Annotated in this window: 19 protein-coding genes; 4 read left to right on the top strand and 15 right to left on the bottom strand. The window is 52.7% G+C overall.

Annotation, left to right across the window (positions count from 1 at the left end; all coding sequences use genetic code 11):
- Positions 1-12: 12 nt before the first annotated feature.
- The 5 genes from SK34_RS08565 to SK34_RS08545 form a co-directional block, all read right to left on the bottom strand.
- Complete coding sequence (locus SK34_RS08565) at positions 13-381, bottom strand: DUF1090 domain-containing protein (RefSeq protein ID WP_003024825.1); 369 nt, start codon at positions 379-381, stop codon at positions 13-15.
- 148 nt (positions 382-529) lie between these two features.
- Positions 530-898, bottom strand: a complete 369-nt coding sequence (gene mzrA, locus SK34_RS08560) for an EnvZ/OmpR regulon moderator MzrA (RefSeq protein WP_162838710.1) — start codon at positions 896-898, stop codon at positions 530-532.
- 18 nt (positions 899-916) lie between these two features.
- On the bottom strand, positions 917-1579 hold the full coding sequence (yqjA, locus tag SK34_RS08555) for a DedA family general envelope maintenance protein YqjA (protein ID WP_003024820.1): 663 nt from the start codon (positions 1577-1579) through the stop codon (positions 917-919).
- A 348-nt stretch (positions 1580-1927) separates the two neighbouring features.
- A complete protein-coding gene (gene exuR, locus SK34_RS08550; protein WP_003024817.1) occupies positions 1928-2704 on the bottom strand; it encodes a transcriptional regulator ExuR in 777 nt (258 codons plus the stop codon).
- 134 nt (positions 2705-2838) lie between these two features.
- Positions 2839-4140 (bottom strand): MFS transporter, encoded by a 1302-nt coding sequence (locus tag SK34_RS08545; protein WP_003024814.1) that lies wholly within the window; start codon positions 4138-4140, stop codon positions 2839-2841.
- A gap of 471 nt (positions 4141-4611) precedes the next feature.
- On the opposite strand from SK34_RS08545, the gene uxaC reads away from it, so the two are divergent.
- The 3 genes from uxaC to SK34_RS08530 all read left to right on the top strand — a co-directional run bounded on the left by uxaC (position 4612) and on the right by SK34_RS08530 (position 8289).
- Positions 4612-6024 carry a glucuronate isomerase gene (gene uxaC / locus SK34_RS08540; RefSeq protein ID WP_016151022.1) on the top strand — a complete coding sequence of 471 codons (1413 nt, stop codon included), beginning with the start codon at positions 4612-4614 and terminating at the stop codon, positions 6022-6024.
- 15 nt (positions 6025-6039) lie between these two features.
- A complete protein-coding gene (locus SK34_RS08535) occupies positions 6040-7527 on the top strand; it encodes a UxaA family hydrolase (protein WP_048232839.1) in 1488 nt (495 codons plus the stop codon).
- Positions 7528-7734: 207 nt separating this feature from the next.
- Entirely contained in the window at positions 7735-8289 is a 555-nt protein-coding gene (locus SK34_RS08530; protein ID WP_032937316.1) for a YgjV family protein, read from the top strand.
- Between the two features lie 16 nt (positions 8290-8305).
- Here the strand turns inward: SK34_RS08530 and sstT are convergent, their stop codons facing one another.
- The 4 genes from sstT to SK34_RS08510 form a co-directional block, all read right to left on the bottom strand.
- Positions 8306-9550 (bottom strand): serine/threonine transporter SstT, encoded by a 1245-nt coding sequence (gene sstT / locus SK34_RS08525; RefSeq protein WP_003841490.1) that lies wholly within the window; start codon positions 9548-9550, stop codon positions 8306-8308.
- A gap of 243 nt (positions 9551-9793) precedes the next feature.
- Entirely contained in the window at positions 9794-10762 is a 969-nt protein-coding gene (locus SK34_RS08520) for a TerC family protein (RefSeq protein ID WP_003828551.1), read from the bottom strand.
- Positions 10763-11033: 271 nt separating this feature from the next.
- The gene (locus tag SK34_RS08515) at positions 11034-12032 is read right to left on the bottom strand and encodes a Gfo/Idh/MocA family protein (RefSeq protein WP_003846207.1); all 999 of its coding nucleotides are present in this window, start codon (positions 12030-12032) and stop codon (positions 11034-11036) included.
- A 72-nt stretch (positions 12033-12104) separates the two neighbouring features.
- On the bottom strand, positions 12105-12605 hold the full coding sequence (locus SK34_RS08510) for a M48 metallopeptidase family protein (RefSeq protein WP_044700945.1): 501 nt from the start codon (positions 12603-12605) through the stop codon (positions 12105-12107).
- Between the two features lie 84 nt (positions 12606-12689).
- Between SK34_RS08510 and rlmG the strand changes: the two genes are divergently transcribed.
- Entirely contained in the window at positions 12690-13826 is a 1137-nt protein-coding gene (gene rlmG, locus SK34_RS08505; protein WP_003024789.1) for a 23S rRNA (guanine(1835)-N(2))-methyltransferase RlmG, read from the top strand.
- A 128-nt stretch (positions 13827-13954) separates the two neighbouring features.
- Here rlmG and SK34_RS08500 read toward each other — a convergent pair whose 3' ends face one another.
- The 6 genes from SK34_RS08500 to ebgA form a co-directional block, all read right to left on the bottom strand.
- Positions 13955-15973, bottom strand: a complete 2019-nt coding sequence (locus tag SK34_RS08500) for an oxidoreductase (protein WP_048232837.1) — start codon at positions 15971-15973, stop codon at positions 13955-13957.
- A gap of 228 nt (positions 15974-16201) precedes the next feature.
- The gene (gene ygjK / locus SK34_RS08495) at positions 16202-18553 is read right to left on the bottom strand and encodes an alpha-glucosidase (RefSeq protein WP_046670247.1); all 2352 of its coding nucleotides are present in this window, start codon (positions 18551-18553) and stop codon (positions 16202-16204) included.
- Positions 18554-18568: 15 nt separating this feature from the next.
- Complete coding sequence (gene ygjJ / locus SK34_RS08490) at positions 18569-19630, bottom strand: protein YgjJ (protein WP_048232835.1); 1062 nt, start codon at positions 19628-19630, stop codon at positions 18569-18571.
- A gap of 207 nt (positions 19631-19837) precedes the next feature.
- Positions 19838-21271 (bottom strand): amino acid permease, encoded by a 1434-nt coding sequence (locus SK34_RS08485; RefSeq protein ID WP_003846220.1) that lies wholly within the window; start codon positions 21269-21271, stop codon positions 19838-19840.
- Between the two features lie 66 nt (positions 21272-21337).
- Entirely contained in the window at positions 21338-21787 is a 450-nt protein-coding gene (locus SK34_RS08480) for a beta-galactosidase subunit beta (protein WP_003024776.1), read from the bottom strand.
- Positions 21784-24876, bottom strand: a complete 3093-nt coding sequence (gene ebgA / locus SK34_RS08475; protein WP_048232833.1) for a beta-galactosidase subunit alpha — start codon at positions 24874-24876, stop codon at positions 21784-21786. Before ebgA ends, SK34_RS08480 begins: the two co-directional genes overlap by 4 nt.
- Positions 24877-25061: the final 185 nt, after the last annotated feature.

Here is a 25061-nt window from a genome sequence, read left to right as displayed (position 1 = left end):
TAGTTACCGTACTTAGTAATCGCGGGTCTCGAGTTCTTTTAGCTCTTTCTGAGCTTCAGCAAGCTTGTGTTCGCGCTTAGCTACCTTATCCGCATCGCCTTTTTGCTTAGCTTCGGCTAAGTCACGTTGACGCTCGGCAATCTCATTTTTCTGCTCGGCGATTTTTTTCTGATGGTTGGCGCGCAGTTTGCTGTCAGTACAGTTTGCCCTGACTTCGCTCAGCGCTTTGTTCAGCCCATTGATGCGGCTCTGATTATTGTGTTTTTCGGCATAGCTAATCTCCCGCTGAATGTCTTGTTCTTTTTCCTGACAGAGGGTGTTGGCGTAGCTGCCGGCACTTAGAGCGAAAAGGCTAATTGCCAAAGCGATGCGGTATTTCATTCTTGAACCTTCCATTGTGATTCGACCTCGTCGTTTAGGGTCGATGCTCCAGAATAATAAAACGTTGGGTCATAAGCCCAGTTTATTAATCATAGGCGCTAAACGGTGAAATCACCAAAGTGAGTGATCTAATTCAGATTCCTGGAAATTAACCAAAGCGGTGTGGAGTATCACGTAAGCGGGATAACCACTGCACCGCCTGATTATCATCATCCTGCTGAGCAATAACGAAACCGTGCGGTAACGTTCGATCAAGTACGACCTTTGCGGCTGCGCTCTGCGCGCTGGAATCAAAGGTAATCAGCAGTGCGTCATTTTGCGGAGTGATGCTTTTAAAACGAATGCCGTTGGCATCCAGGTGATGCCAGATAGAGAAGCCATCAGGCATGCTGGCTCCCTGGTTTACGGCACGAATGGCAAGCGTTGATTCCTGCTGGCGAATGACAGACCAGGTCAGGAGCAACGCGCCAATGAACAACATAAAAGTGGTGGACCAGGCAAGTCGTCGGAGCGTTATGCATGATTTCAGCATAATTTACCCTCGGTTCCCGTATTTCTTCTTCCAAAGAACAACCAGTGAACCTGCCAGACCAAACACCAGTAACACCACAGGAAGCAGCATCAGACAAGACATCAGCTGATCTTCATACTTGAGAAACACCGGCGTTTTGCCCAGCAGATAACCAAGCGTTGTGAGAATCAAAACCCAAAGCAGTCCACTCATCCAGTTGAAGAACTGAAAGCGCGCATTGTTCAGGCCGGACAATCCTGCGATGGTCGGCAGTAATGTTCTGACAAACGCGATGAAGCGACCGACCAGCAGCGCAGACAAGCCATGCTTATGGAACAGATGATGCGCGCGCTGATGGTAATGCGCGGGCAGATGAGATAGCCAGTTTTGTACTGTGCGGGTATTCCCCAGCCATCGCCCCTGGATATAGCTAAGCCAGCAACCCAGGCTGGCTGCGGTAGTGAGCAGCAGTACCGTTTGCGGGAAACCCATCGCGCCTTTGGCGATAAGTACGCCGACCAGCACCAGTAGACTGTCGCCAGGTAAAAAGGCCGCTGGCAGCAGTCCGTTTTCCAGAAACAAAATGGTAAATAGTACGAAATAGAGCATGCCAATCATGGAAGGATTGGCCAGCGTTTCAAAATCCTGAGCCCATAAAGCATTCAGTAATTGAGTCAGTAGTTCCATTCAATATTCCTGGAGAATCGGTTGTCGTCATGCCGGTTTTCTGGAGTTTGTAACGCCGCAATTTTATTGGTGTTTTTTACATGGATCGCGGTCTGACACAAATTCACGGCCTGAACTATTCCCTGTAAAGTTGTGAAGTAAGCAAGCTCTCAAACACAAAAATTCAAATAGCATCTAATTGTAACAAAGGTCAACGTTGTCCGTTATAGAAATTACGGTTGTTGAACTGTGATTTTGCTTATCGCAATGGAGGGAGGCGAGAGGATTTACACAGGCTGACACTTTATACCTAATGCTTACCAAGCAGGAGAAACAGGCGCTTTGTCGCGCCTGCATCGAAAAGATTGCTTATTTAGCGCTGTTAACCGCCGTATCGAGATGAACGACCGGATTTTCTGCAAAAAGATAACGATCGGCATTGAACTCAAAATCATCGCTGGTCTCATTGAACAACATGATTTTGGTATTCTCCAGGTGCTGCCACATCGCCAGTTTTGCCGCGTTCGGATCTTTACGGATCAGTGCTTTGAGAATTTGATCATGGTCATCACACCAGTTATCGACGGTACGTGCGTCGATATGTTCGTGCAGTTTTTTCCAGTACGGGTTGTGGCTACGCTGGGTCCACATTTTTTCTACGATGGCGGCCAGCGCTGAGTTCTGCGTGGCTAGCGCGACCTGAATATGAAACTGCAGATCCCATTCGGAATCGCGGAAGCATTTTTCATTCCGCGCATGCTCTTGAATGTCCATCAGTTTCATGATGTCTTGCTTGGTAACCTGCGTCGCGGCAAATTCAGCGATATTGCTTTCAATCAACTGACGAGCCTGAAGCAGCTCGAAAGGACCATAATTGGCGAATTCAAGCGATTCGTCGGTGGCCTGCTGGTGACGGGCCTGGTTCGAAATGACATGAATGCCAGAACCTTTGCGCACTTCTACATAGCCCTCAACTTCGAGCATGATAATCGCTTCACGAACCACGGTACGGCTGACATTTTTTTCATCGGCGATAAAGCGCTCTGCGGGGAGTTTTTCACCCACCAGATAGACGCCCTGCTCAATGCGTTCTTTCAGATCAGCGGCAAGTTGTTGGTACAAACGTCGTGGTTCAGTGATTTCCATATGCGCTCCAGGCATGATACGGCAGACTCTATTTGTTATACCACTTTTACGATTACGGCTCCACTCGCGACGTCAAAAAAGCCGCCAGATAACTGGCGGCTTAGCATGACAAAACCTTGTTAAATCTTGTCCGGTTAACTTTGCGCAGCGGGATCGCCAGTTTGCGACTCTGACTCTACCTCGCTGGCCGATTTGTTCTGCAATACTGTCCAGATGACTAACGCGCCGAGCAGGTCGAATACCGCCAGTACGGCAAACAGTGGGCTAAAGCCGATGGTGTCAGCCAACGCGCCGACGACCAGCGCAAACAGCGTACTTGCAAGCCAGGCGGACATACCGGTCAGACCGTTCGCCGTTGCCACTTCATTACGACCAAACACGTCAGAAGAGAGTGTAATCAGCGCACCGGACAGCGCCTGGTGAGCAAAGCCACCGACGCACAGCAGGGCGATAGCAATGTATGGGCTGGTGAACAGACCAATCATCCCTGGGCCAATCATCAGCAATGCACCCATGGTGACGACCATTTTACGTGAAACGATCAGGTTAACGCCGAACCAGCGCTGGAACAGCGGCGGTAAGTAACCCCCAACGATACAGCCCAGGTCAGCAAACAGCATCGGCATCCAGGCAAACATCGCAATTTCTTTCAGGTTAAAGCCGTAGACTTTAAACATGAACAGCGGGATCCAGGCGTTGAAGGTACCCCAGGCCGGCTCTGCCAGGAAACGAGGCAGCGCGATGCCCCAGAACTGGCGGTTACGCAAGATCTGACCGAGCGACATTTTTTTCGAGGTCGCGTTTTTATGCTGTGATTCCTGACCATTCAGAATGTAATCACGTTCTTCATCAGACAGTTTTTTCTGGTCGCGCGGGTGTTTGTAGAACACAAGCCAGCACATCGCCCAGATGAAGCTCAGCGCACCGGAAATAATGAATGCCATTTGCCAGCTGTGCATGACGATGGCCCAGACCACCAGCGGTGGAGCAATCATCGCGCCGATAGAAGAGCCGACGTTAAAGTAACCTACGGCAATTGAACGCTCTTTTGCCGGGAACCATTCAGAACTGGCTTTCAGACCCGCAGGGATCATTGCGGCTTCAGCGGCACCTACCGCACCACGCGCCAGTGCCAGTCCACCCCAACTGCCAGCCAGTGCGGTCGCGCCACAGAAGACGGCCCACAGAACGGCGAACATCGCGTAACCCACTTTTGTGCCGAGCACATCGAGCACGTAGCCGGCAACGGGTTGCATTACGGTGTAAGCAGCAGAATACGCTGCGATGATATAGGAATACTGTTGAGTGGAGATGTGTAACTCTTCCATCAGAGTTGGCGCAGCTGCCGCCACAGTGTTACGTGTCAGGTAACCCAGCACGGTGCCAAGTGTCACCAGTGCAATCATGTACCAACGTAACCCTTTAATTTTACGCATGTAAAACCTCATCGTTTTGTTATGTCCGCGAACGAGCGGTCATCTTCCAGTTCAGGGCGGAGGATGTTCTTTTACGAGGGGGGACCGAAAAAAAGCCGGTACTCCCCGAACTTTGCCATGTCAATAATTGTGCTAATTCGGTTTCCGTACCGGTCAATCCGATGGATATCCATCGGTAATTTGCATTCCGTCGGCTTATGTATCGCGACGGCCAAAAGATAACTTGTCATACAGCTTTAAAAGGTGAGTGCCATCACAAAAGTGTGAATCTTCGTGTGGTCATTATTTCGATTCAGCAAAGCCAGAACTGGCGCGGCTTGACGCGTGATTTACCTCTTTGAGAGTAATTTTTTTGTCACCATTTGTTGATCTAACTCACGAAAATATCTTCAGCGTATAGAAATTGGTGTGATAACTTTGTCAACATCAAAACATAAGCAATCTGACGCACTCGTTGAGAGGAAGACGATAATGACCCCGTTTATGACTGAAGATTTCCTGCTGGACACCGAATTTGCCCGCCGTCTGTACCATGATTACGCCAAAGACCAGCCGATCTTCGATTACCACTGCCATTTACCACCGCAACAAATCGCTGAAAACTATCGTTTTAATAACCTGTATGACATCTGGCTGAAGGGTGATCACTACAAATGGCGTGCGATGCGTACCAATGGCGTCGCTGAGCGCTTGTGTACCGGCGATGCGTCCGATCGCGAGAAGTTTGACGCATGGGCCTCCACGGTTCCGCACACCATCGGTAACCCGCTGTACCACTGGACCCACCTCGAATTACGTCGTCCGTTTGGTATTACAGGTAAGCTGCTGTCTCCGGCAACGGCTGACGAAATCTGGAACCAGTGCAACGAGCTGCTGGCGCAGGATAAATTCTCTGCGCGCGGAATCATGCAGCAGATGAATGTGAAAATGGTCGGCACTACCGATGATCCGATCGACTCTCTGGAGCACCATGCGGCCGTTGCTAAAGACGGAAGCTTTGATGTGAAAGTGCTGCCGAGCTGGCGTCCGGATAAAGCCTTTAACATTGAGCTGGCGACCTTTAATGACTACATGGCGAAGCTCGGTGAAGTGTCTGACACGGATATCCGCCGCTTCAGCGACCTGCAAGCTGCACTGACCAAACGTCTTGATCACTTCGCAGCTCACGGCTGTAAAGTCTCTGACCACGCGCTGGACGTGGTGCTGTTTGCCGAATCTAACGAATCTGAGCTGGATAGCATTCTGGCGCGTCGCCTGGCGGGTGAAACCCTGAGTGAACATGAAGTGGCGCAGTTCAAAACCGCCGTTCTGGTGTTCCTCGGCGCTGAATACGCCCGTCGCGAATGGGTACAGCAGTACCACATCGGCGCGCTGCGTAATAACAACCTGCGCCAGTTCAAACTGTTGGGCGCGGATGTCGGTTTCGACTCCATCAATGATCGTCCGATGGCCGAAGAACTGTCCAAACTGCTGAGCAAGCAGAATGAACAAAACCTGCTGCCGAAAACCATTCTGTACTGCCTGAACCCGCGCGATAACGAAGTGCTGGGCACTATGATCGGTAACTTCCAGGGCGAAGGTATGCCGGGCAAAATGCAGTTCGGTTCCGGCTGGTGGTTCAACGATCAGAAAGACGGGATGGAACGTCAGATGACCCAACTGGCACAGCTCGGCCTGCTGAGCCGTTTCGTCGGTATGCTGACCGATAGCCGTAGCTTCCTGTCTTACACTCGTCACGAATACTTCCGTCGCATTCTGTGCCAGATGATTGGCCGTTGGGTTGCCGCGGGCGAAGCCCCTGCCGACATCCAGCTGCTGGGTGAAATGGTCAGAAATATTTGCTTCAACAATGCGCGCGATTATTTCGCCATTGAACTGAACTAAGGCCTGGGTGAAGGTATGCAATACATCAAGATCCATGCGCTGGATAACGTCGCGGTTGCGCTTGCTGATTTGGCTGAAGGAAACGAAGTCACCGTTGATGGGCAGGCGGTAATCCTACGTCAGGCGGTCTCTCGTGGCCATAAATTCGCCTTATGCGATATTGCGAAAGGCGAAAACGTCATTAAATACGGTTTGCCAATTGGCCATACGCTGGTGGGTGTTGCGGCGGGTGAGCATATTCATGCTCACAACACGCGTACCAATCTGAGCGACCTGGATACGTATCGCTACCAACCTGATTTTCAGGCGGAAGTTGCACAACCGGCGGATCGCGATGTGCAGATTTATCGCCGCGCGAACGGTGACGTTGGGGTGCGTAACGAACTGTGGATCCTGCCAACGGTAGGCTGCGTTAACGCCATGGCGCGCCAGATGCAGAACCGTTTTCTGAAAGAGACTAACGACGCCGAAGGAATCGACGGCGTGCATCTCTTCAGCCACACCTACGGCTGTTCACAGCTCGGCGACGACCACATTAATACTCGCACCATGCTGCAAAACATGGTGCGCCATCCGAATGCGGGTGCGGTGCTGGTGGTTGGCCTGGGCTGTGAAAACAATCAGGTGGATGCCTTCCGCGAAACCTTAGGCGAGTACGATCCTGAGCGCGTTCACTTCATGGTCTGCCAACATCAGGAAGACGAAGTGGAAGCGGGGATTGAACATCTTCACCAGCTGTACAACGTGATGCGTAACGATAAGCGTGAACCGGGTAAGCTGGGCGAGCTGAAGTTTGGTCTGGAATGCGGCGGCTCTGACGGCCTCTCCGGTATTACCGCCAACCCGATGCTGGGCCGTTTCTCCGACTACGTGATTGCTAACGGCGGAACTACAGTGCTGACCGAAGTGCCGGAAATGTTCGGCGCCGAACAGCTGCTGATGGACCACTGCCGCGATGAAGAAACGTTTGGCAAGCTGGTCACTATGGTCAATGACTTCAAGCAGTATTTCATTGCCCACGATCAGCCGATCTACGAGAACCCATCGCCGGGCAACAAAGCGGGTGGTATCACCACGCTGGAAGATAAATCGCTGGGCTGTACGCAAAAAGCAGGCTCCAGTCAGGTGGTGGACGTACTGCGCTACGGCGAGCGTCTGAAAACCCACGGCCTGAACCTGCTGAGCGCACCGGGCAACGATGCCGTCGCCACCAGCGCGCTGGCGGGCGCGGGCTGTCATATGGTGTTGTTCAGTACCGGTCGCGGTACGCCGTACGGTGGTTTTGTACCGACGGTGAAAATTGCCACCAACAGCGAGCTGGCAGCGAAGAAAAAGCACTGGATCGATTTTGACGCTGGACAGTTGATCCACGGTAAAGCGATGCCTCAACTGCTGAGCGAGTTTGTCGATACGATCGTTGAGTTCGCCAACGGTAAGCAAACCTGCAACGAGCGCAACGATTTCCGGGAACTGGCTATCTTTAAAAGCGGCGTAACGTTGTAATTACCCTTCATCTTTTGCACCACAGCTGTGTTGGCTGCGTTCGCCCACCCCGGTCACTTACTCATGTAAGCTCTCGGGGATGTGCGAACTTGCCACCTTGCTGTAGCACAAAATCTTTTGGGTAAGTTTGTTTATGGTGGAATCTAAAAACGGCGTTTCATAATATGGAGCGCCGTTTGTTTTTGCATTACCTGACAAGGATCATTCATGACCGCGTATTGGCTGGCCCAGGGCGTAGGTGTCATCGCCTTTCTGATCGGCATTACCACCTTTTTCAATCGCGATGAGCGCCGCTTCCGGCTGCAACTTGCTGTCTATAGCGCCACCATTGGCGTGCATTTTTTTCTGATGGGCGCCTGGCCCGCGGGAATGAGCGCAGAACTCAACACCATCCGCACACTTGTCTCAATGCATACCCGCAAACTGTGGGTAATGACCGTTTTTATTATCCTCACCCTGGTTCTCGGTCTGGCGAAATTACAGCATGCGATGGAGCTGTTACCGATAATTGGCACGCTGGCCAGCACCTGGGCGCTGTTTCGCTGCCAAGGGTTAACCGTGCGTTGCGTAATGTGGTGCGCAACCGCCTGTTGGGTTATCCATAATTTCTGGCTGGGATCGATTGGCGGGACGATGATCGAAGGGAGTTTTCTGGTGATGAATGGCCTGAACATTATTCGCTTCCGGCGGATGCAAAAACGCGGAATTGATCCGTTCAAAATTGAAAAAAGCGTACAAGAAAAGGGCCCCTCCGCCCAATGACGGAGGGGCGCAGGGATTAGCCGCGCAGAGCGTTATTTGCCAGACGCTCGTCTTCAGCCTGGCAGGCGGCCGCGGTAAACAAGACATCTGTAGAAGAGTTCAGCGCCGTTTCACAGGAATCCTGCAATACGCCGATGATAAAGCCGACGGCAACTACCTGCATGGCGATATCATTCGGGATACCGAACATATTACACGCCAGTGGGATCAGCAGCAGAGATCCACCCGCCACGCCAGATGCGCCACAGGCGCAAAGCGAAGCCACCACGCTCAGTAACAGCGCCGTCGGTAAATCGACCGGAATACCCAGCGTATTCACCGCCGCCAGCGTCAGCACGGTAATGGTGATCGCCGCACCCGCCATATTGATGGTGGCGCCCAGCGGGATAGATACCGAGTAGGTATCACGATCCAGATTCAGCTTCTCACATAGCGCCATATTCACCGGAATGTTGGCGGCGGAGCTGCGGGTAAAGAAAGCGTACACGCCGCTTTCGCGCAGACAGGCCAGCACCAGCGGATACGGGTTACGGCGAATTTTCCAGAAGACCAGCAGTGGGTTGACCACAAACGCCACCAGCAGCATACAGCCTACCAGTACGGTCAGCAGTTGGGCGTAGCCCCAAAGCGTTGCAAAACCGGTGGTTGCCAGCGTGGATGAGACCAGACCAAAGATACCGATTGGCGCGAAACGAATCACCAGCTTTACCATAAAGGTGACGGCGTTGGACATATCATTGACCAGATTTTTGGTCGTTTCATTACCGTGGCGCAGTGCAAAACCCAGACCGACGGCCCAGACCAGAATACCAATATAGTTAGCGTTAAGCAGGGCATCAACTGGGTTAGAAACCATGCTCATCAGCAGGCTACGCATTACTTCAACGATGCCGGACGGCGGCACGATATCGCCAGCGCTGCTGGAAAGATGCAGTGTCGACGGGAAGGCGAAGCTGAAGACAACGGCGGCTAATGCCGCTGAAAATGTTCCGAGCAGGTAAAGGAACAGAATGGGGCGGATATTGGTTTTTTGCCCGTGTTGGTGGTTGGCGATAGAGGCCATGACCAGCATCAGAACCAGAATTGGCGCGACGGCTTTTAATGCGCCGACGAACAGCGTACCCAGTAAACCAACGGCTTCTGCCGCAGGTTTTGACACCAGTGCGAGTAAAATCCCCAGTACCAGGCCAATCAAAATTTGTTTAACCAGGCTCCCTTGCGCCAAACGCGAGAGTAGCCCCGATGAACGTTGCGTAGTCATGTAGTGATCCTTTCATTGTGTTGTTGCTCATCCATCGTGCGCTCTTACGACGCATCTTTCTGGATGTAACAAAGTGTTTGCGTGGTTGAGTATAAGGAAAGATAAAGCTTCGGGAAGAGAAATATCCTGGATTCCCCGCTGAGATCATATTTTATAACTTTGAATTAACATTGTTTTGACATGATAAACAAAAAGCCCGACGCACGCAGTGTGCTGCCGGGCTTTTCAGCTAGCAGATGAAACTTACTGTATTTGCTGCTTTTTATCGTGCTGGTGGTTGACCCATGCGTTAACAATCAGCGTCACAAACAGAATGCCAAATACCACGCCTAACGAGATAGCGATCGGGATATGGTAGAAATCGACGATCAGCATCTTAATACCGATAAACACCAGAATGACCGACAAGCCGTACTTCAGCATGGAGAAACGCTCTGCCACGCCCGCCAGCAGGAAGTACATCGCACGCAGCCCCAAAATAGCAAACAGGTTCGAGGTCAACACGATGAACGGGTCGGTGGTAACGGCAAAGATAGCCGGAATACTGTCGACGGCGAAAATCACGTCGCTCAGCTCAACCAGAATCAACACCAACATCAGCGGCGTGACAAACAGCAGACCGTTTTTACGCACGAAGAATTTTTCATCTTCGATGGTATCGGTCATGCGTAAATGGCCGCGCAGCCAGCGTACTAACGGTCTGTCGCCGATACCGGAGGCATCTTCTTTCGCCAGAGCCATCTTCACGCCGGTAAACAGCAGGAACGCGCCGAACACGTACAGCAACCACTCAAACTGGGTGATAAGCCAGCTGCCGGCGAAGATCATGATCGTACGCAGAACAATTGCTCCCAGCACGCCATACACCAATACCCGGCGCTGCAACGCAGGCGGCACTGAGAAGTAGCTGAAGAGCATCAACCAGACAAAGACGTTATCTACTGCCAGCGATTTTTCGATCAGATAGCCGGTCAGGAACGCCAGTGCCTGTGGGTCGGCAACGGCGCGGCCCTGGGTTTCCGCCAGGTACCACCAGAAGGCGGCGTTAAACAGTAGCGACAGCGTTACCCAGACGATTGACCAGGCCGCAGCCTGTTTCATCGACATCGTATGTGCGCCACGACGACCCTGCAACAGCAGGTCGATGGCCAGCATAATTACCACTACGACAGCGAAGCCACCCCATAACAACGGTGTGCCGACAGTATTCATTGTATTTCCCCATGCATAAAAAAAACGGCCAACGCCGAATGACGTTAGCCGCTGCTTTTTATGCATAGACCTTGCCATTCGGCAAGGTCTCACTTACAACAACAAAGGAATACGATGGCGTATTCCTTTGTTATCGCCCGGTGACCGGATGTGGTTTTTCACACATCGTAATGACGATCAACCGACAACGAAGTTACTCCCCTTTGCGGGTTACAAAATATTACAGGCCATGCATTCAGTCAATGGCCTGCAACATTCCATTTACACACTTTTACGCAGTCAGCGAGGTTACCGTCTCGTCTGCCGGGAAAACCACGCCGGTCTGGCGGCGAATCTCCGTTTGCAGTTTAGCGGTGATACGGCTGACGGCCAGTGCCGGGTGATCCACTTCGCCGGATTCAACCAAATGGGCAAAAGCCTCTGCCTCATACAGCATAGTATTGATGTGTTGAGGCGTCGTCAGATCCTGCGTTTTTCCCCCGCGTGGAACGAAGCACACCTTTTGGCATTCGGAAATATGCTCGATGACCAGCGATCCCGACTCACCCTGAATTTCACTGGCTAATACCGAGTCGCTTACTTTTGAGTGCTGGAGCGTAACGCTGAAATCACCGTAATTCAGCACCACCACACCGTGGGCATCCACGCCGCTTTCCAGCAGGCTGGCGCTGGCCTGAACGCTCTGTGGTTCGCCCCACAGCGCAACCGCCGAGGCCAGGCAGTAAAAACCGATATCCATAATCGAGCCATTGGAGAACGCCGGATTAAACGTGTTCGGATTCTCACCATCCAGATAGCGCTGGTAACGCGAGGAGTACTGGCAGTAATTGATAAATGCCTTCCTGATTTTTCCAACTTTTGGGAGCGATTGCTGTAACAGCAGGAAGTTAGGCAGGCTGGCGGTTTTAAACGCTTCAAACAGCACGACCTGGTTTTCACGCGCGCAGGCGATAGCGGCTTCGGCTTGCGCCAGGTTGGAGGCCAGTGGCTTTTCGCAAATAACATGCTTTTTGTGCCGCAAAAACAGCTCGGTCTGCGGGAAGTGCAGGGAGTTTGGACTGGCGATGTAGACGGCGTCGATCGCCTCGCTTTGCGCCATCGCTTCCAGCGAAGTAAACAGATGCTCGACGGGGTAATCGTTGGCGAAGGTCTGTGCCTGCTCAAGGCTACGAGAATAGACTGCGGTTAACTTATACTTGCCGGTTTCATGGGCGGCATCGACAAACTGGCGGGTGATCCAGTTTGTGCCAATTACTGCGAAACGTATCATAAATGCCTTCAGGCTGCGAAAAGGGATTCTTTCGTCAATTTAGCATGCCCTGAAGACAAAGCCAGTGCGCGACTACGCAGTTTGCTTTAACGATTGTTGCGTTAACCACAGGCGGGTGTCGAACTCCAGTTGGTGATACTGAGGCTCCATATGACAGCACAGCTGGTAAAACGCTTTGTCGTGCTCTTTTTCTTTCAGATGCGCCAGTTCATGAACGACAATCATACGCAAAAAGGGTTCGGGGGCATTGCGAAAAACGGTCGCCACGCGGATCTCCGCTTTAGCTTTGAGCTTTCCGCCCTGCACGCGAGAAACGGCGGTATGCAGTCCCAGCGCATTCTTCAGAACGTGGATCTTGCTGTCATACATGACTTTATTCAGCGGCGGGGCGTTACGCAGAAACTGATTTTTCAGATCCTGAGTATATTGCCAGAGCGCTTTGTCGGTCGCGAAGTCATGCGTACCCGGATAGCGCTTCTCCAGCACTGCACCCAGGCGTTGCTCAGCAATCAGCGTTCTCACCTGAGAAAGTAAATTCTCCGGATATCCTTGCAGATAGGTCAACTGACTCATTAGTGCCCCATATAAAGTATAAAAAGTGTATACTCACGCACCCTTTTCAGGGATACGCCGAAATTTTACCATTCAGGAGGGCCGATGAGCCACATAGACAACGGTTTCCGTTCGCTGTCACTTAAACGTTTCCCGGAAACGGATGACGTTAACCCGCTGCTGGCGTGGGAAGCTGCAGATGAATATCTGCTGCAACAGCTGGACGATACCGAAATTAGCGGCCCGGTGCTGATCCTGAATGATACCTTCGGTGCGCTGGGCTGTGCGCTGGCGGAACATACGCCGTACAGCATTGGCGACTCCTATCTCAGCGAGCTTGCCACACGTGAGAACCTGCGTCACAACGATATTGCCGAGTCGAGCGTCAAGTTCCTCGACAGTACCGCTGACTATCCGCAGGCGCCGGGCGTGGTGCTGATTAAGCTGCCAAAAACCATGGCGCTGCTGGAGCAGCAACTGCGCGCCCTGCGTGAAGTGGTCACGCCGCAGACGCGTATCATCGCCGGTGCAAAAGCGCGTGATATCCACACCTCTACGCTGGAGCTGTTTGAGAAAGTGCTAGGACCAACCACCACCACGCTGGCATGGAAAAAGGCGCGCCTGATCAACGGCACCTTTACCAAACCGGCGCTGGCCGATACCGCACAGACCCTGAGCTGGAAGCTGGAAGGCACCGACTGGACCATCCACAACCACGCCAATGTCTTCTCCCGTACCGGGCTGGACATCGGCGCACGTTTCTTTATGGAACATCTGCCGGAAAACCTGGAAGGCGAGATTGTCGATCTCGGCTGCGGTAACGGCGTGCTGGGCATGACGCTGCTGGCGAAGAACCCAGAAGCCAGCGTGGTGTTTGTTGATGAATCACCGATGGCGGTCGCTTCCAGCCGTCTGAACGTGGAAACCAACCTGCCGGACGCGCTGGATCGCAGCGAATTTATGATTAATAACGCGCTCTCCGGCGTAGAACCGTTCCGCTTCAACGCGGTGTTCTGCAACCCTCCGTTCCACCAGAAGCATGCGCTGACCGATAATATCGCCTGGGAGATGTTCCACCACGCCCGCCGCTGCCTGAAAATCAACGGTGAGCTGTACATTGTGGCTAACCGTCACCTCGACTACTTCCACAAGTTGAAGAAGATTTTCGGCAACTGCGTAACCATCGCCACCAATAATAAATTCGTGGTGCTAAAAGCGGTCAAAACCGGTCGCCGTCGTTAAGCCCTTGTGCCGGATAGCGGCTAACGCCTTATCCGGCCTACACGAGCTGCATCGTAGGCCTGATAAGCGTAGCGTCATCAGGCAAAGATGTGCGCAGTTGCCTTATCCGGCCTACGGGATACAACGTGTTAAATCTCCAGCGCTAAGCGGGTTCCCTGCGCAATAGCGCGTCGGGCATCCAGTTCCATCGCCACATCGCAGCCGCCGATCAGATGCACCGTTTTACCTGCCGCGTGCAGCGGCTCGACCAGTTCACGGCGTGGCTCTTGTCCGGCGCAAATCACCACGTTATCCACGTTAAAGATCACCGGTTCGCCGTTCAACACGACGTGTAACCCATCATCATCAATCTTCTGGTAGCTGACTGCCGGGATCATTTTCACGCCGCGTGAGAGCAGGGTGGCGCGATGGATCCAGCCTGTCGTTTTACCTAAACCTTGCCCCGGTTTGCTGGCTTTGCGCTGCAACATCACTATCTGGCGCGGGCTGCGGGATAAGTGCGGACCTTCCGGGCGTAAGCCGCCAGGCTGTTGCAGGCTGGTGTCGATCCCCCATTCCACGCAGAACTCCGCAATGTTCTGGCTGGTGGCTTCACCGGGTTGACTCAGATACATGGCTGTATCGAAACCAATCCCGCCGCAGCCAACGATCGCTACACGTTTGCCCACTGGCGTTTTATCGCGCAGGACGTCGAGATAGCTCAGCACTTTTGGATGTTCGATCCCCTCGATCGGCGGCATACGTGGCTCGATCCCGCTGGCAAGGATCACTTCGTCGAAAGTGTGCAGATCGTGTGCGCTGACAAAATGATTCAGCTTCAGGGTCACGCCAGTCACGTCGATCATCCGGCGGTAGTAGCGCAGGGTTTCATAGAATTCTTCTTTGCCGGGGATCTGTTTGGCGATATTAAACTGCCCGCCAATTTCGCCATGTGCGTCAAACAGCGTGACGTGATGTCCGCGTGCGGCGGCATTAATGGCGAAGGCGAGGCCCGCAGGACCCGCACCGACAACCGCCAGATTCTTTGGTACAGCTGCCACAACGATCGGCATTTTAGTTTCATGGCAGGCGCGCGGATTGACCAGGCAAGAGGTGACTTTGCCGACAAAGATCTGATCCAGACAGGCCTGGTTACAGCCGATACAGGTGTTGATCTCATCCGCTCGTCCGGTTTGCGCTTTTGACAGCAGTTCGGCATCGGCGAGGAACGGACGGGCCATCGACACCATATCGGCATCGCCACGGGCCAGAATGTCATCGGCGACCTGGGGATCGTTAATGCGGTTGGTGGTGACCAGTGGGATTGTCACATGCCCTTTCAGCTTACGCGTCACCCAACTAAACGCGCCGCGCGGTACCGGGGTAGCGATAGTGGGAATACGCGCCTCATGCCAGCCAATACCGGTGTTAATGATGGTGGCCCCGGCGGCTTCTATAGCCTGCGCCAGCTGGACGGTTTCGTCGAAGGTTCCGCCGTTTTCTACCAGATCGAGCATCGACAGGCGGAAGATAATTATAAAGTCATTACCGGCACGCTGACGTACCGCTCTCACCACCTCAACGGCAAAACGCATCCGGTTGGCATACTCACCGCCCCATTGGTCATCGCGCTGGTTGGTACGCAGAGTCAGGAATTCGTTGATGAGATACCCTTCCGACCCCATCACTTCTACGCCATCGTAGCCCGCTTCCCGCGCCAGTTGGGCGCAATGGGCAAAATCTTCAATCAACTGCAGCACTTCATCATGCGTCAGCTCATGCGGCGTAAAGCGGTTAATGGGGGCCTGAATAGCAGATGGGGCCACCAGATGCGGCTGGTAGCTGTAACGCCCGGTGTGCAGGATTTGCAGGGCGATTTTACCGCCTTCGTCATGCACGGCATCGGTAATGACGCGATGGTGTGCAAGCTGGCTGCTGTCGTTGAGCATCGCGCCGCCTTCCATCCCCACGCCGGAAAGCGCAGGCGCAATGCCTCCGCTCACAATTAACGCTACGCCGTGACGAGCGCGCTCGGCGTAGAACGCGGCCAGCCGTTCTGCACCGTCGGGATACTCCTCCAGCCCGGTATGCATTGAACCCATCAGCACGCGGTTTTTAAGCGTGGTGAAGCCTAAATCGAGCGAGGCGAACAGCGACGGATAGCTCATAAAGGTGTCCAGTATGTAAAATTATTGTTATGTGGTCGGATGAGTTCTAATTTAGCCGTCGCCGCGTAAAAGGGAAAAGGGGAATGCCGTGATTGTGATGGGATTCAAAAAAGGAGTGGGGCCAGAGAATGAATATGCCGGATATCGGTGCAAGCACCTAATCCGGCTTGTGAAAATGTGTCTTTGTAGACCGGATAAACGAAGCGCCATCCGGCGGTATGTCACAGATTACTGTTTTTTAAGAAAATCGTTGTACAGCATATAGAGATGCGCCGCGCTCCAGGAGAAGTTTGGCGCGCCCTGCTGTGCACCGGTCAATGGGTTATAGTTTTCCTGAATCGGACCGTCAGCGGTGAGGCCTTTGGCGTGGCTGAAGAAGGTATCCGCCAGTTTTAACGCTTCATCGCGATAGCCGTAACGCTCCATCCCTTTTAGTCCGAACCAGAACTGATCCACCCAGACGCGCCCGCGCCAGTAGATGTCCGCGCCGAAGGCGGGGTTGGTCAGCGCTGCAGTACCAAGTGGGACAAAGGTGTTGAACTCGTTGGGATCGAGCATCACCTTAACCACCGCATCCGCATGGGGCTGCGTTGCCGCCCCGTTAAACAGCGGCGACCAGCCTTCCGGCCCTTTGCCACGTTCGACGATTGGTTTACCCGCACAGCCGTTGGTCAACGGGGTATCTTCGATCCTCACGTCATAGAAGAATCGGGTGTCTGGGTCGAACATGCAGGTATTGATGTAATCCGCCAGTTTTTGCGCCAGCTGGCGGTAGCGCTGCGCTTCTTTGTGTTTACCGAGCAGGGTCGCCATCTCTGCCAGATAATGGTTGTCGCTGTACATATAGCTGGCCTGATCGACCGATTCCTGCAGCAGCGAGTAACCCAGCAACTTACCGTCGTTACTGCGGTTTTCGGCAAATTTCACCACCCAGTCGCTGCGTTTCCCACCGTTAGCGACGTATTTATCCAGTTGCTCTTTGTCGATAAAACCAAAGACTGCCGCATCGTCACGCCCGGATTCCCAGGAAGCAGCAACCTGTGCTGGGATCTCGAGGCTGTCATACTGGCCTTTACTGGTGATGTTGGCGTAGTTTTTCAGTCCGGATAGGGTTTCTTCCTTGTCGCCATTTTTCACCGTAAACAGCATTTCACCGCTGTCGGTATTGTGGGCTTTATCGCGGGTCGCGCCGTATTCCGGTACGCCGTTGCCGTTATGATCGCGGTTTCGCAGCCACCAGTCGTGATATGCAACCAGCTTTGGATACATCTCTTCGAGCCAGGCCTTATCCTTGGTGACGTTGTAGACTTCCATTACCGACCAGGCAGCCAGGCTTGGCTTGGTGTTACGCTCGTTCCAGTTGCCGCCGTCGCCGCCGCGCTCGGGGCTAAGGTTCCAGGCAATCAGGTCGGGAAGGAATCCGGCATCCTGCGCACGAACCGGATCGCCAGGTTTAACCTGCCATGAAAAGACGGCGCGAATGTTCTCTTTGGCGATATCCGGGTTAAAGTGCGCCATGGCGAAGGCCTGCTTCCAGGTATCCCACGGCCAGGTCTGGTTGCCGGAGAACCAACGGCCGGTAACCGACGGTGTCACGGTATTGTGTTTTACCGCACCGCCCGGCGAGCGCCAGTTACCGTTCAGCGTTTCGATCGCCTTCACCGCCACTCGGGTTTGTTCTGGCGTGGCGTCCGGGTTGTTTAAGCCTTTCTTGAGATAGTCGTCCCAGCGCTGCTGCGAGGCGAGCATGTAAGAAGAAGGACGCGCCAGAATATCGCGGATCTGCGGTTGCTCTTTTGCCACATCTTCGGCGGTAAGCAGATGAGACCAGGTGGTGTAAATCGTCGTCGAACCGTTGATATGGGTCTTCCCCGTGAAGCGATGACCATTAACCGTGGTTTTCATGGCGACAGATTTATGCACCTGATACTCCGACTCGCCGGAGGTGAGCAGATCCCAGGTTGAACGCACCTTGCCGAAGGTGACTTTCAGGCCGTCGTGCGTGGCGGTGATTTTGCGCTGATAGCCAGGGAACTCGCCATCAATGGTTTTATCCGACAGGGCTTTTCCCTCTTTTGCCTCCAGTTTTTCCAGCAGTTCGCCGTCCCACACCAGATCCAGCGGCGAGTTGCTGGTGATTTTGGTTTCCAGCAGCGAAGTGCGCGGACTGGCGAAGCGTAGCGTCATCTCTACCTGTACATCTTTTGATGACAATTTCTGTACCAGCGCCCCGGGAATGCTGTAAGCCTCGAGGGCAAAATCGACCTTTTTACCGTGCTGATACACCGTCAGTCGGTCAAAATTATTGGCCATAAAGTTGATGTACTCTTCGGTCAGCAGTGCGACGCCAGGAAAGCCGCCCATTGTTGCGGGGCCATCTGGCAACAGATGCCCGTGCCATGAGCCGAGGTCGAAAAATGGATTAAAACGCTGGTGGTCGTCGTGATCGTAGTCATGCATGTAGTCCGGCGCACCGGTGCGATTAATGATGTTTTTGAAGTCATTAACGCTGGCGGCATGTGCAGAGACGTTCATCAGCAGGAGGCAGGCCAGCGGCGTAAGAAGAGGTTTGATATTCATGGGTTCCGGTCCTTGTTACCAATAGAAATATTGCATCAGGAAGATTTGGTCGCTCGGGTCACCAGATGCATTCTGCATATAGAACCGGCTGTCGAAGGCGGTAGCGAAACGTCCGCCGCCGTATTCATACCAGATACCGAACTGCATAAAGGACGTGGTTTCTTCCTCGGCGCGATCTGGTCGGTGTTTGGCGTAGCTATATGCGGTGGAGAGGTAAACGCCTTTTAGCGCTTCATACATCGCGCTGACCATATAGCCGGTCTCGGTGCCGGACACATCCAGCCCGTCGGCGCGACCTGTGTGGTGCCACGCGCGGGCGGCGAAGTTGGGCGAGAGGATGCCGGTCAGGAACAGCTGTCCGGTACCGTCCGTTATCTCCAGACCGTTCATCCAGGTTACGCCTTCAGTCAGGTCGTACTGGATGTAACCGTTCATCATGGCCGGATAGGTATATTTATCGTCGTAGCGATCGTATTTACCAAAGTGCAACCATGCTTTGCTTTCATCGTGATGTCCGGCGGGTGTAGCGGTCACGCTATAGCGCAAAGGGCCGGTCAGGTTTTGCACCTTAATGGCGGTCATGATGTCTCGGGTATTCGGAATAACGTAGCCCAGGTCTGGCGTGAAATCCCCCCACCATTGCAGGTCATCCAGCGAGGAGTCCTGGCGCAGGCTGAGCATCACCTCTGTTCCAGCATCGGTACGGTAACCACCGTAAAAGCGGTTGATCCCGCCTTCGAATCCGCCCCAGCTATGGTCAGGAACCCAGGCATTGCCTTGATGGTCGGCCTGCACGGTCCAGCCCTCGCCGTAGATCAGACCAAACCATGAACCGTGTTTTATCTCCAGGCCACCTTCAATGTAAGTACCGTCGCTGTATTTATGCTTATCTTTTCCTTCTAAATCCATATATCCACCCATGCCCAATTCGCCATAAAAACGAAAAGAGGGGGAGGTTATGGCAGGTGTTTTCGTATCGTCGTGTTCAGCAGGGCGAACTTCTTCTGCACCCACAGAAGAGACGCAGAAAAAGGGCAGGGCAATAATTGCCCTGCAATAATGGCTAATGTTATTCATGCTTCGATCCTAAGCAAATAAAATATAATTTTTATTGTTATATACCCTTCATACTTCAAGCTGCATGTGCGTTAGCTACGTTCGTTCACCCCAGTCACATAGTTATCTATGCTCCTGGGAATTCACTCACTTGCCGCCTTCATGCAACTCGAATTATTTTGGTTATAGCCTTGGAGAATATTGTTTATTGTTATTATGTTTTAGTCATTAATTGATATTTGAAGCGGGAGCAGCCTCAATAGCTTTTTCTTCTTTAGTTAGCCCTTTGATGTATTTACTGTATTTCCACCAGGCAAAACCGAGGAAAATAACAATCCCACCGACGTTATAGAAAATAATGGTTATGATATTTCCGCCGCTCGGGAAGGTAGAGGCAATAAATCCGATAGTGAACAGGACGATCAGCATTGATACCACAATAATGCCGGTTTTTTGCGAACCCATACGGAAGTCGCGCGGTAAGTGGTCCAGTTTTGCGCGCAGATTCAGGTAGGCCAGCATAATAAACAGCGGCGGCAGCATCGATGCGGCGGCGGTCATGTTGATGATGGTGTTCATTAAGTCTTGCACGGTATTGGAACCGAGCGTTGGGATAATCATCAGCGGGATAACGATCAGAAACTGGATCCACGCTGCGCGGGCCGGTACGCCGTTTTCATTCAGTTCGACGGTTTTTTTACCGAAAATACCCGCCGGAATTTCAGAGAAGAAGATCTTCACCGGCGTTGCGGTCCACATCAGCAGAGAGCCGAACATCGCGGTAAAGGAGACCAGGCCGACAAAGCGGTTAACGATCAGTTCCGGCAGACCAAAGTATGCCGCCAGACCGTGGAATACCTGCACCGAACCACCGGTAAACTTCAGCTCTTTGCTGCTGACGAAGACGTTGATCAGCACCGAGGAGATGGAATAAAGCACGCCGATAAAAATCCCGGCAATGATAATGACCTTCACGAACGATTTTGACCCGCCCTTGACGTCGTTGACATATACCGCTACGGACTCCGCGCCGCCTGCCGCCATAAAGATCCAGGTGGTGATACCGAGGAATGCCCAGTTAAAATTCGGGATCATTGCATCAACGGTGATGGGGTCAGCAGGCTGCACGCCGCCCACCAACGCAGTACCCGCCAGTAAAATGTAGGACAGCGTCAGCAGCAGCATTAACGTGGAGGTGACAGAGGTAATCGGCCCCAGCATTTTTGCGCCGTTGGTCGAAACCCAGGTCGAGAAGGCAAACAGCACCATACTTAACACGGTTGTGGCGAAGGGCGTCAGAATGTATTCGTAGCCTAAAAATGCGTACGAGGCATAGGCGATAACGCGCGGGAGTAACGAGGTAAAAAAGAACAGGTTAACGAACCAGTAGGTGTAGGCGGTAATAAAGGCCCAGCGCCCGCCCAGAGAGCTTTTCACCCATGCGTAGACACCGGCTTCGGAGTTTTTATTCAGCGAAACAAATTCGGCGATGATTAAGCAGAATGGAATAAAGTAGAAAATTGTCGCGAGGAAAAACATCGGTGCGGATGCCAGACCAAGCTCAATATTATTGTTGATAACGTTATTAAAACTATAAACCGCGGCAAAGGTGAGTGAAAGTAAGCCGAACTTGCCGATGGTATTACGTTTGGTATCAGACATAGCACATCTCCGATTCCTGATTATTATAGGGTACTGGCGGCGCAACGTCGGCGCCGCCTGTGTTTTTTATTTATTATGAAAATAACCATCTTCGATGGTGACTTTGAGTACGACTTTCTTCACTACGCTATTACAGATAAAACGATAGGCTTCATGGTTGTCACAAATAACCATTTGTCCTTCGTGCACTTCTACGGTTTTTCCGCAGCCTTTCAAATATTCGCGGTCGGTTTCATCGCGATAATATTCAACCACCTGGAGATCCTCTTTGGCGGCATACTCTATTTTTTGCTGTCCTTGCAGGTAGTAATGGATCTCAAAATAACGACGATGACCGGTAAACAGCGCATCGGTTGCAGAGTCTGTCTCTACGCGGTAGCTCAGAGAATCACCGATAGAGTGAGCGACGCCTGGCTGAATATTGTCAATGTTTTCAATGGCCTCGACGCAGCGTTGCCATTTCCGACCCGAAGCATAGCGTTGCTGGAACTGCTCTAAGTTGTCGATGATCCTCATTTTGTATTCTCGCTGTGCATATTCGTGGAAAAGAACCCGGTGCCAAAGGCACGGTTGGCGGTGGTTTGAGCGCCAGACTCACTGCCGGCAACCGGCAACAACGTGAAGCCGTAGCTGAATGACGTAAACCAGACGCGCCAGGAATCAAGTACCTCGCTTCCCCACGAGTTAGAACCTAAGCCCAGTAGCTGATGGTCCAGATTGAGAGTGATGTCATCGCTGTGCTGCAGCTCATTACAGTGCTGTGCGGCAAAGATATTTTCTGGCGTATAACGCCAGGCGCTCAGGTTGACAGGGCGCTGCGGAATCACTAGCAGACCGTTACCGTGACGATTGGTTAGCGTTGCCCAACGTACGTCCTGACGATTGCCGTTGTTTTGCGGGAACGGATAATTCTCGAACATCTCATCCACGCTGCTGCGCCAAATGTCGATGATGTTGGCCTGCTGACTATCGGCATAGTTTTCACCAGGACCACGTCCGTACCAGGCCACCTGTCCCAAATCACCGCTGATGCCCATCGTGAAGCCGATGCACGGAATAATGTCCCGGTACTCGCCGTAAGGCTGGCCGGAAAGCTCCACATTCAACTGACCGTCTGCGGCAATCCGCCAGCGATAGGTGCAGCGCATACCGAAATCAAATACCGGCGGGGCGATAATCGTTTGGCTGGTGATGAGCAGCGCATCTTCGGTTTGCTCAAAGGTAAAGTCGCGCAGATGCTCCTGCATTATCTGTATATGATTTGGCTGCCAGAGGCCTTCGAACTCTTGCTTGTGGTTATCTATGGTTGGTTTGAAGAAATTAATCTTCGGCTCGCGGGTAATCAGCTCTTCACCATTGACGTTCCAGCTAATGGGTTTACCGGTCAGCTTTGAGAACGTCAGATGGAAGTTATAACCGCGAACGGTGCAGCTCTGGCGGTTCTCTTCCAGCGTCAAAGGGGTGGCGTTTTGCAGACTGAACGGTACGGCAGTCGCCGTTCTGGCCTTCAGCGGGAACTGATAAGTCGCGATGTGATGCCCGGCTTCGCTGTATAACGTGCGGGAATCTTTCGTCACGGTGACGTTGAGGAACGCCTCGCGCGCATCCAGCTCCGGCAGCGTGCATTGCAGCAGCGTATCGCTGTTGGGAGGAACGTCGCGCAGTTTTATCTGCTGAGCAGAGAGCGTATCTCCTTCGGCGCGAACCTCAATATGCAAGGTGTAGTCGTCAAGCGTGGTGAACCACAGTTTGTTTTCTACCCGCAGCTCGCCGCGAGCCAGATCCTGCGCGCGCACTTTCACTGGTGCAATTACCTGCTTGTACTCTTGCAGACCCGGGCCTGGGGTTTGATCGGAATAAATCAGGCCATCAAGGCAGAAGTTGTAGTTGTTCGGGTAGTCGCCGTAGTCACCGCCATAGTTGTACCAGACGTTACCGTCTTCATCTTTGGCCTGAATCCCGTGATCGCACCACTCCCAGACATAGTGTCCCTGAATGCAATCATGCTGATAGAAGACGTTCTGATATTCCGTTAGCCCGCCGGGGCCGTTGCCCATTGCGTGAGCATATTCGCAGATGATGCGCGGCTTAGGATGTGGGTATTCACCAAACTCATTCATCAACGGTACGCGGGTGTACATGGTGGAAATGATATCCACCACTTCGGCGTCACGATCTTCTTCGTAGTGGATCAGACGCGTGTCATCCAGCGCTTTTGCCGCGTGGTACATGGCGCGAATATTACAGCCGTAGCCGGATTCATTGCCGAGCGACCAGATGACGATCGACGGGTGGTTTTTCTGCGCGTGGACGTGGCGTACGATGCGCTCAACGTAGACATTTTCCCACAGCGGATCGTCGGTGATCCGGCTGATATCGCCGATATTAGCGAAGCCGTGAGATTCAACGTCGGTTTCGGCCATGACGAACAAACCGTAGATATCGCACAATTCATAGAAACGTGGATCGTTCGGGTAATGGGCGGTGCGTATGGAGTTGATGTTGTGCTGCTTCATTAACAGCAGATCTTTTTCCACGCGATCCATACCGACCGCGCGACCCTTGAGATGATCGTTATCATGACGGTTGACGCCATGCAGCATGACATAGCGGTTATTGATGTAAAACAGACCGTTGCGAACGTTGATATCGCGGAATCCGACGCGCTGCGGCACAACCTCAAGGATGTTGCCGCTGGCATCTCTCAGGGTCATCACCAGATGATAGAGATACGGCGATTCCGCTGACCACTGCTGTGGTGCGCTGACCTTGAAATTGAACGCGGTGCGGGTGAGTTTATCCACTGTCAGAGCGTTAATCACGCCGCTATGCAGCGTCTGCTCACCGTCAAACAAAGTGTATTCGAGCGATGCCATCGTTGGCGTGGAGGCGATGTTTTCCAGCACGATGTCGCAGGAGAGGGTGGCATCGCGATAGTCATCATCGAAATCGGTACGAACAGTAAAATCCTGGATATGGGTCGCCTGTTTGCCGACCAGATAGACGTCGCGGAAAATTCCCGCCGACCACCACATATCCTGGTCTTCAACGTAGGTGGAATCAGCCCATTGCATGACGCGAACGCACAGCAGGTTGTCACCTGTTTTCACCACCGCGCTGATATCAAACTCGGCCGTCAGGCGACTGCCTTTGCTGAAGCCAACGTACTGACCATTCACGTAAACTTCGAAGTAGGTTTCTACGCCATCAAATTTAATCAGCGTCTGTTTACCCTGCCAGCCTTCGCTGAGAGAGAAAATACGCTGGTAGGCTCCGGTGGGGTTATTGGTCGGTACGTAGGGGACATCAATCGGGAAAGGAAAACCTTCGTCGGTATACTGCAGCTTGCCGTGCCCTTCCATCTGCCACATACCGGGTACGGTGATGTTGCCCCAGTCGCTCATAAACTGCGACGTAAAGGCTTCCGGCACCTGCAGCGGATGCTCAAAGAACTGGAAATTCCACTGACCGCTCAGCAACTGAAAGAGGCTGCTGGTTTCGCGGGCAAACGAGCGAGCCTGCGCAACGGAGTCGTAAGAGAAAAAATATGCGCGTGGCGCCAGTCGATTTTCGTGGGTGAGCTGAATGTTTTCCCAGCGATTCATAAGGCCTCCCGGTGGAGAAAAATCGGAACCATTCATTTTAATGGTGAGTAAGTGTAATTGATGGTGATTTTAGTAAAAGTTTTACTAAAATATAGCGAGTGAGGTGATTTACTTTAACTGGATCACGAAAATAATTCGGGCGCAGAAAAAAATGCATGACAATGCGCGCCCGGCTTCAGCAGAAA

It is taken from the genome of Citrobacter sp. MGH104, assembly GCF_001034485.1.
In the GTDB taxonomy this organism is placed as follows: Bacteria; Pseudomonadota; Gammaproteobacteria; order Enterobacterales; family Enterobacteriaceae; genus Citrobacter; species Citrobacter freundii.
This window is presented reverse-complemented; position numbering and strand designations above follow the sequence as displayed.

Excerpts from the sequence above, each read along its gene's own strand:
- ebgA (WP_048232833.1), bottom strand. The coding sequence starts at position 24,876 with ATGAATCGCTGGGAAAACATTCAGCTCACCCACGAAAATCGACTGGCG.
- SK34_RS08565 (WP_003024825.1), bottom strand. The coding sequence starts at position 381 with ATGAAATACCGCATCGCTTTGGCAATTAGCCTTTTCGCTCTAAGTGCC.
- SK34_RS08520 (WP_003828551.1), bottom strand. The coding sequence starts at position 10,762 with ATGAATACTGTCGGCACACCGTTGTTATGGGGTGGCTTCGCTGTCGTA.
- uxaC (WP_016151022.1), top strand. The coding sequence starts at position 4,612 with ATGACCCCGTTTATGACTGAAGATTTCCTGCTGGACACCGAATTTGCC.
- SK34_RS08530 (WP_032937316.1), top strand. The coding sequence starts at position 7,735 with ATGACCGCGTATTGGCTGGCCCAGGGCGTAGGTGTCATCGCCTTTCTG.
- SK34_RS08500 (WP_048232837.1), bottom strand. The coding sequence starts at position 15,973 with ATGAGCTATCCGTCGCTGTTCGCCTCGCTCGATTTAGGCTTCACCACG.
- exuR (WP_003024817.1), bottom strand. The coding sequence starts at position 2,704 with ATGGAAATCACTGAACCACGACGTTTGTACCAACAACTTGCCGCTGAT.
- ygjK (WP_046670247.1), bottom strand. The coding sequence starts at position 18,553 with ATGAATATCAAACCTCTTCTTACGCCGCTGGCCTGCCTCCTGCTGATG.
- ygjJ (WP_048232835.1), bottom strand. The coding sequence starts at position 19,630 with ATGAATAACATTAGCCATTATTGCAGGGCAATTATTGCCCTGCCCTTT.
- SK34_RS08535 (WP_048232839.1), top strand. The coding sequence starts at position 6,040 with ATGCAATACATCAAGATCCATGCGCTGGATAACGTCGCGGTTGCGCTT.
- rlmG (WP_003024789.1), top strand. The coding sequence starts at position 12,690 with ATGAGCCACATAGACAACGGTTTCCGTTCGCTGTCACTTAAACGTTTC.
- SK34_RS08510 (WP_044700945.1), bottom strand. The coding sequence starts at position 12,605 with ATGAGTCAGTTGACCTATCTGCAAGGATATCCGGAGAATTTACTTTCT.
- SK34_RS08485 (WP_003846220.1), bottom strand. The coding sequence starts at position 21,271 with ATGTCTGATACCAAACGTAATACCATCGGCAAGTTCGGCTTACTTTCA.
- sstT (WP_003841490.1), bottom strand. The coding sequence starts at position 9,550 with ATGACTACGCAACGTTCATCGGGGCTACTCTCGCGTTTGGCGCAAGGG.
- SK34_RS08480 (WP_003024776.1), bottom strand. The coding sequence starts at position 21,787 with ATGAGGATCATCGACAACTTAGAGCAGTTCCAGCAACGCTATGCTTCG.
- SK34_RS08545 (WP_003024814.1), bottom strand. The coding sequence starts at position 4,140 with ATGCGTAAAATTAAAGGGTTACGTTGGTACATGATTGCACTGGTGACA.
- yqjA (WP_003024820.1), bottom strand. The coding sequence starts at position 1,579 with ATGGAACTACTGACTCAATTACTGAATGCTTTATGGGCTCAGGATTTT.
- SK34_RS08515 (WP_003846207.1), bottom strand. The coding sequence starts at position 12,032 with ATGATACGTTTCGCAGTAATTGGCACAAACTGGATCACCCGCCAGTTT.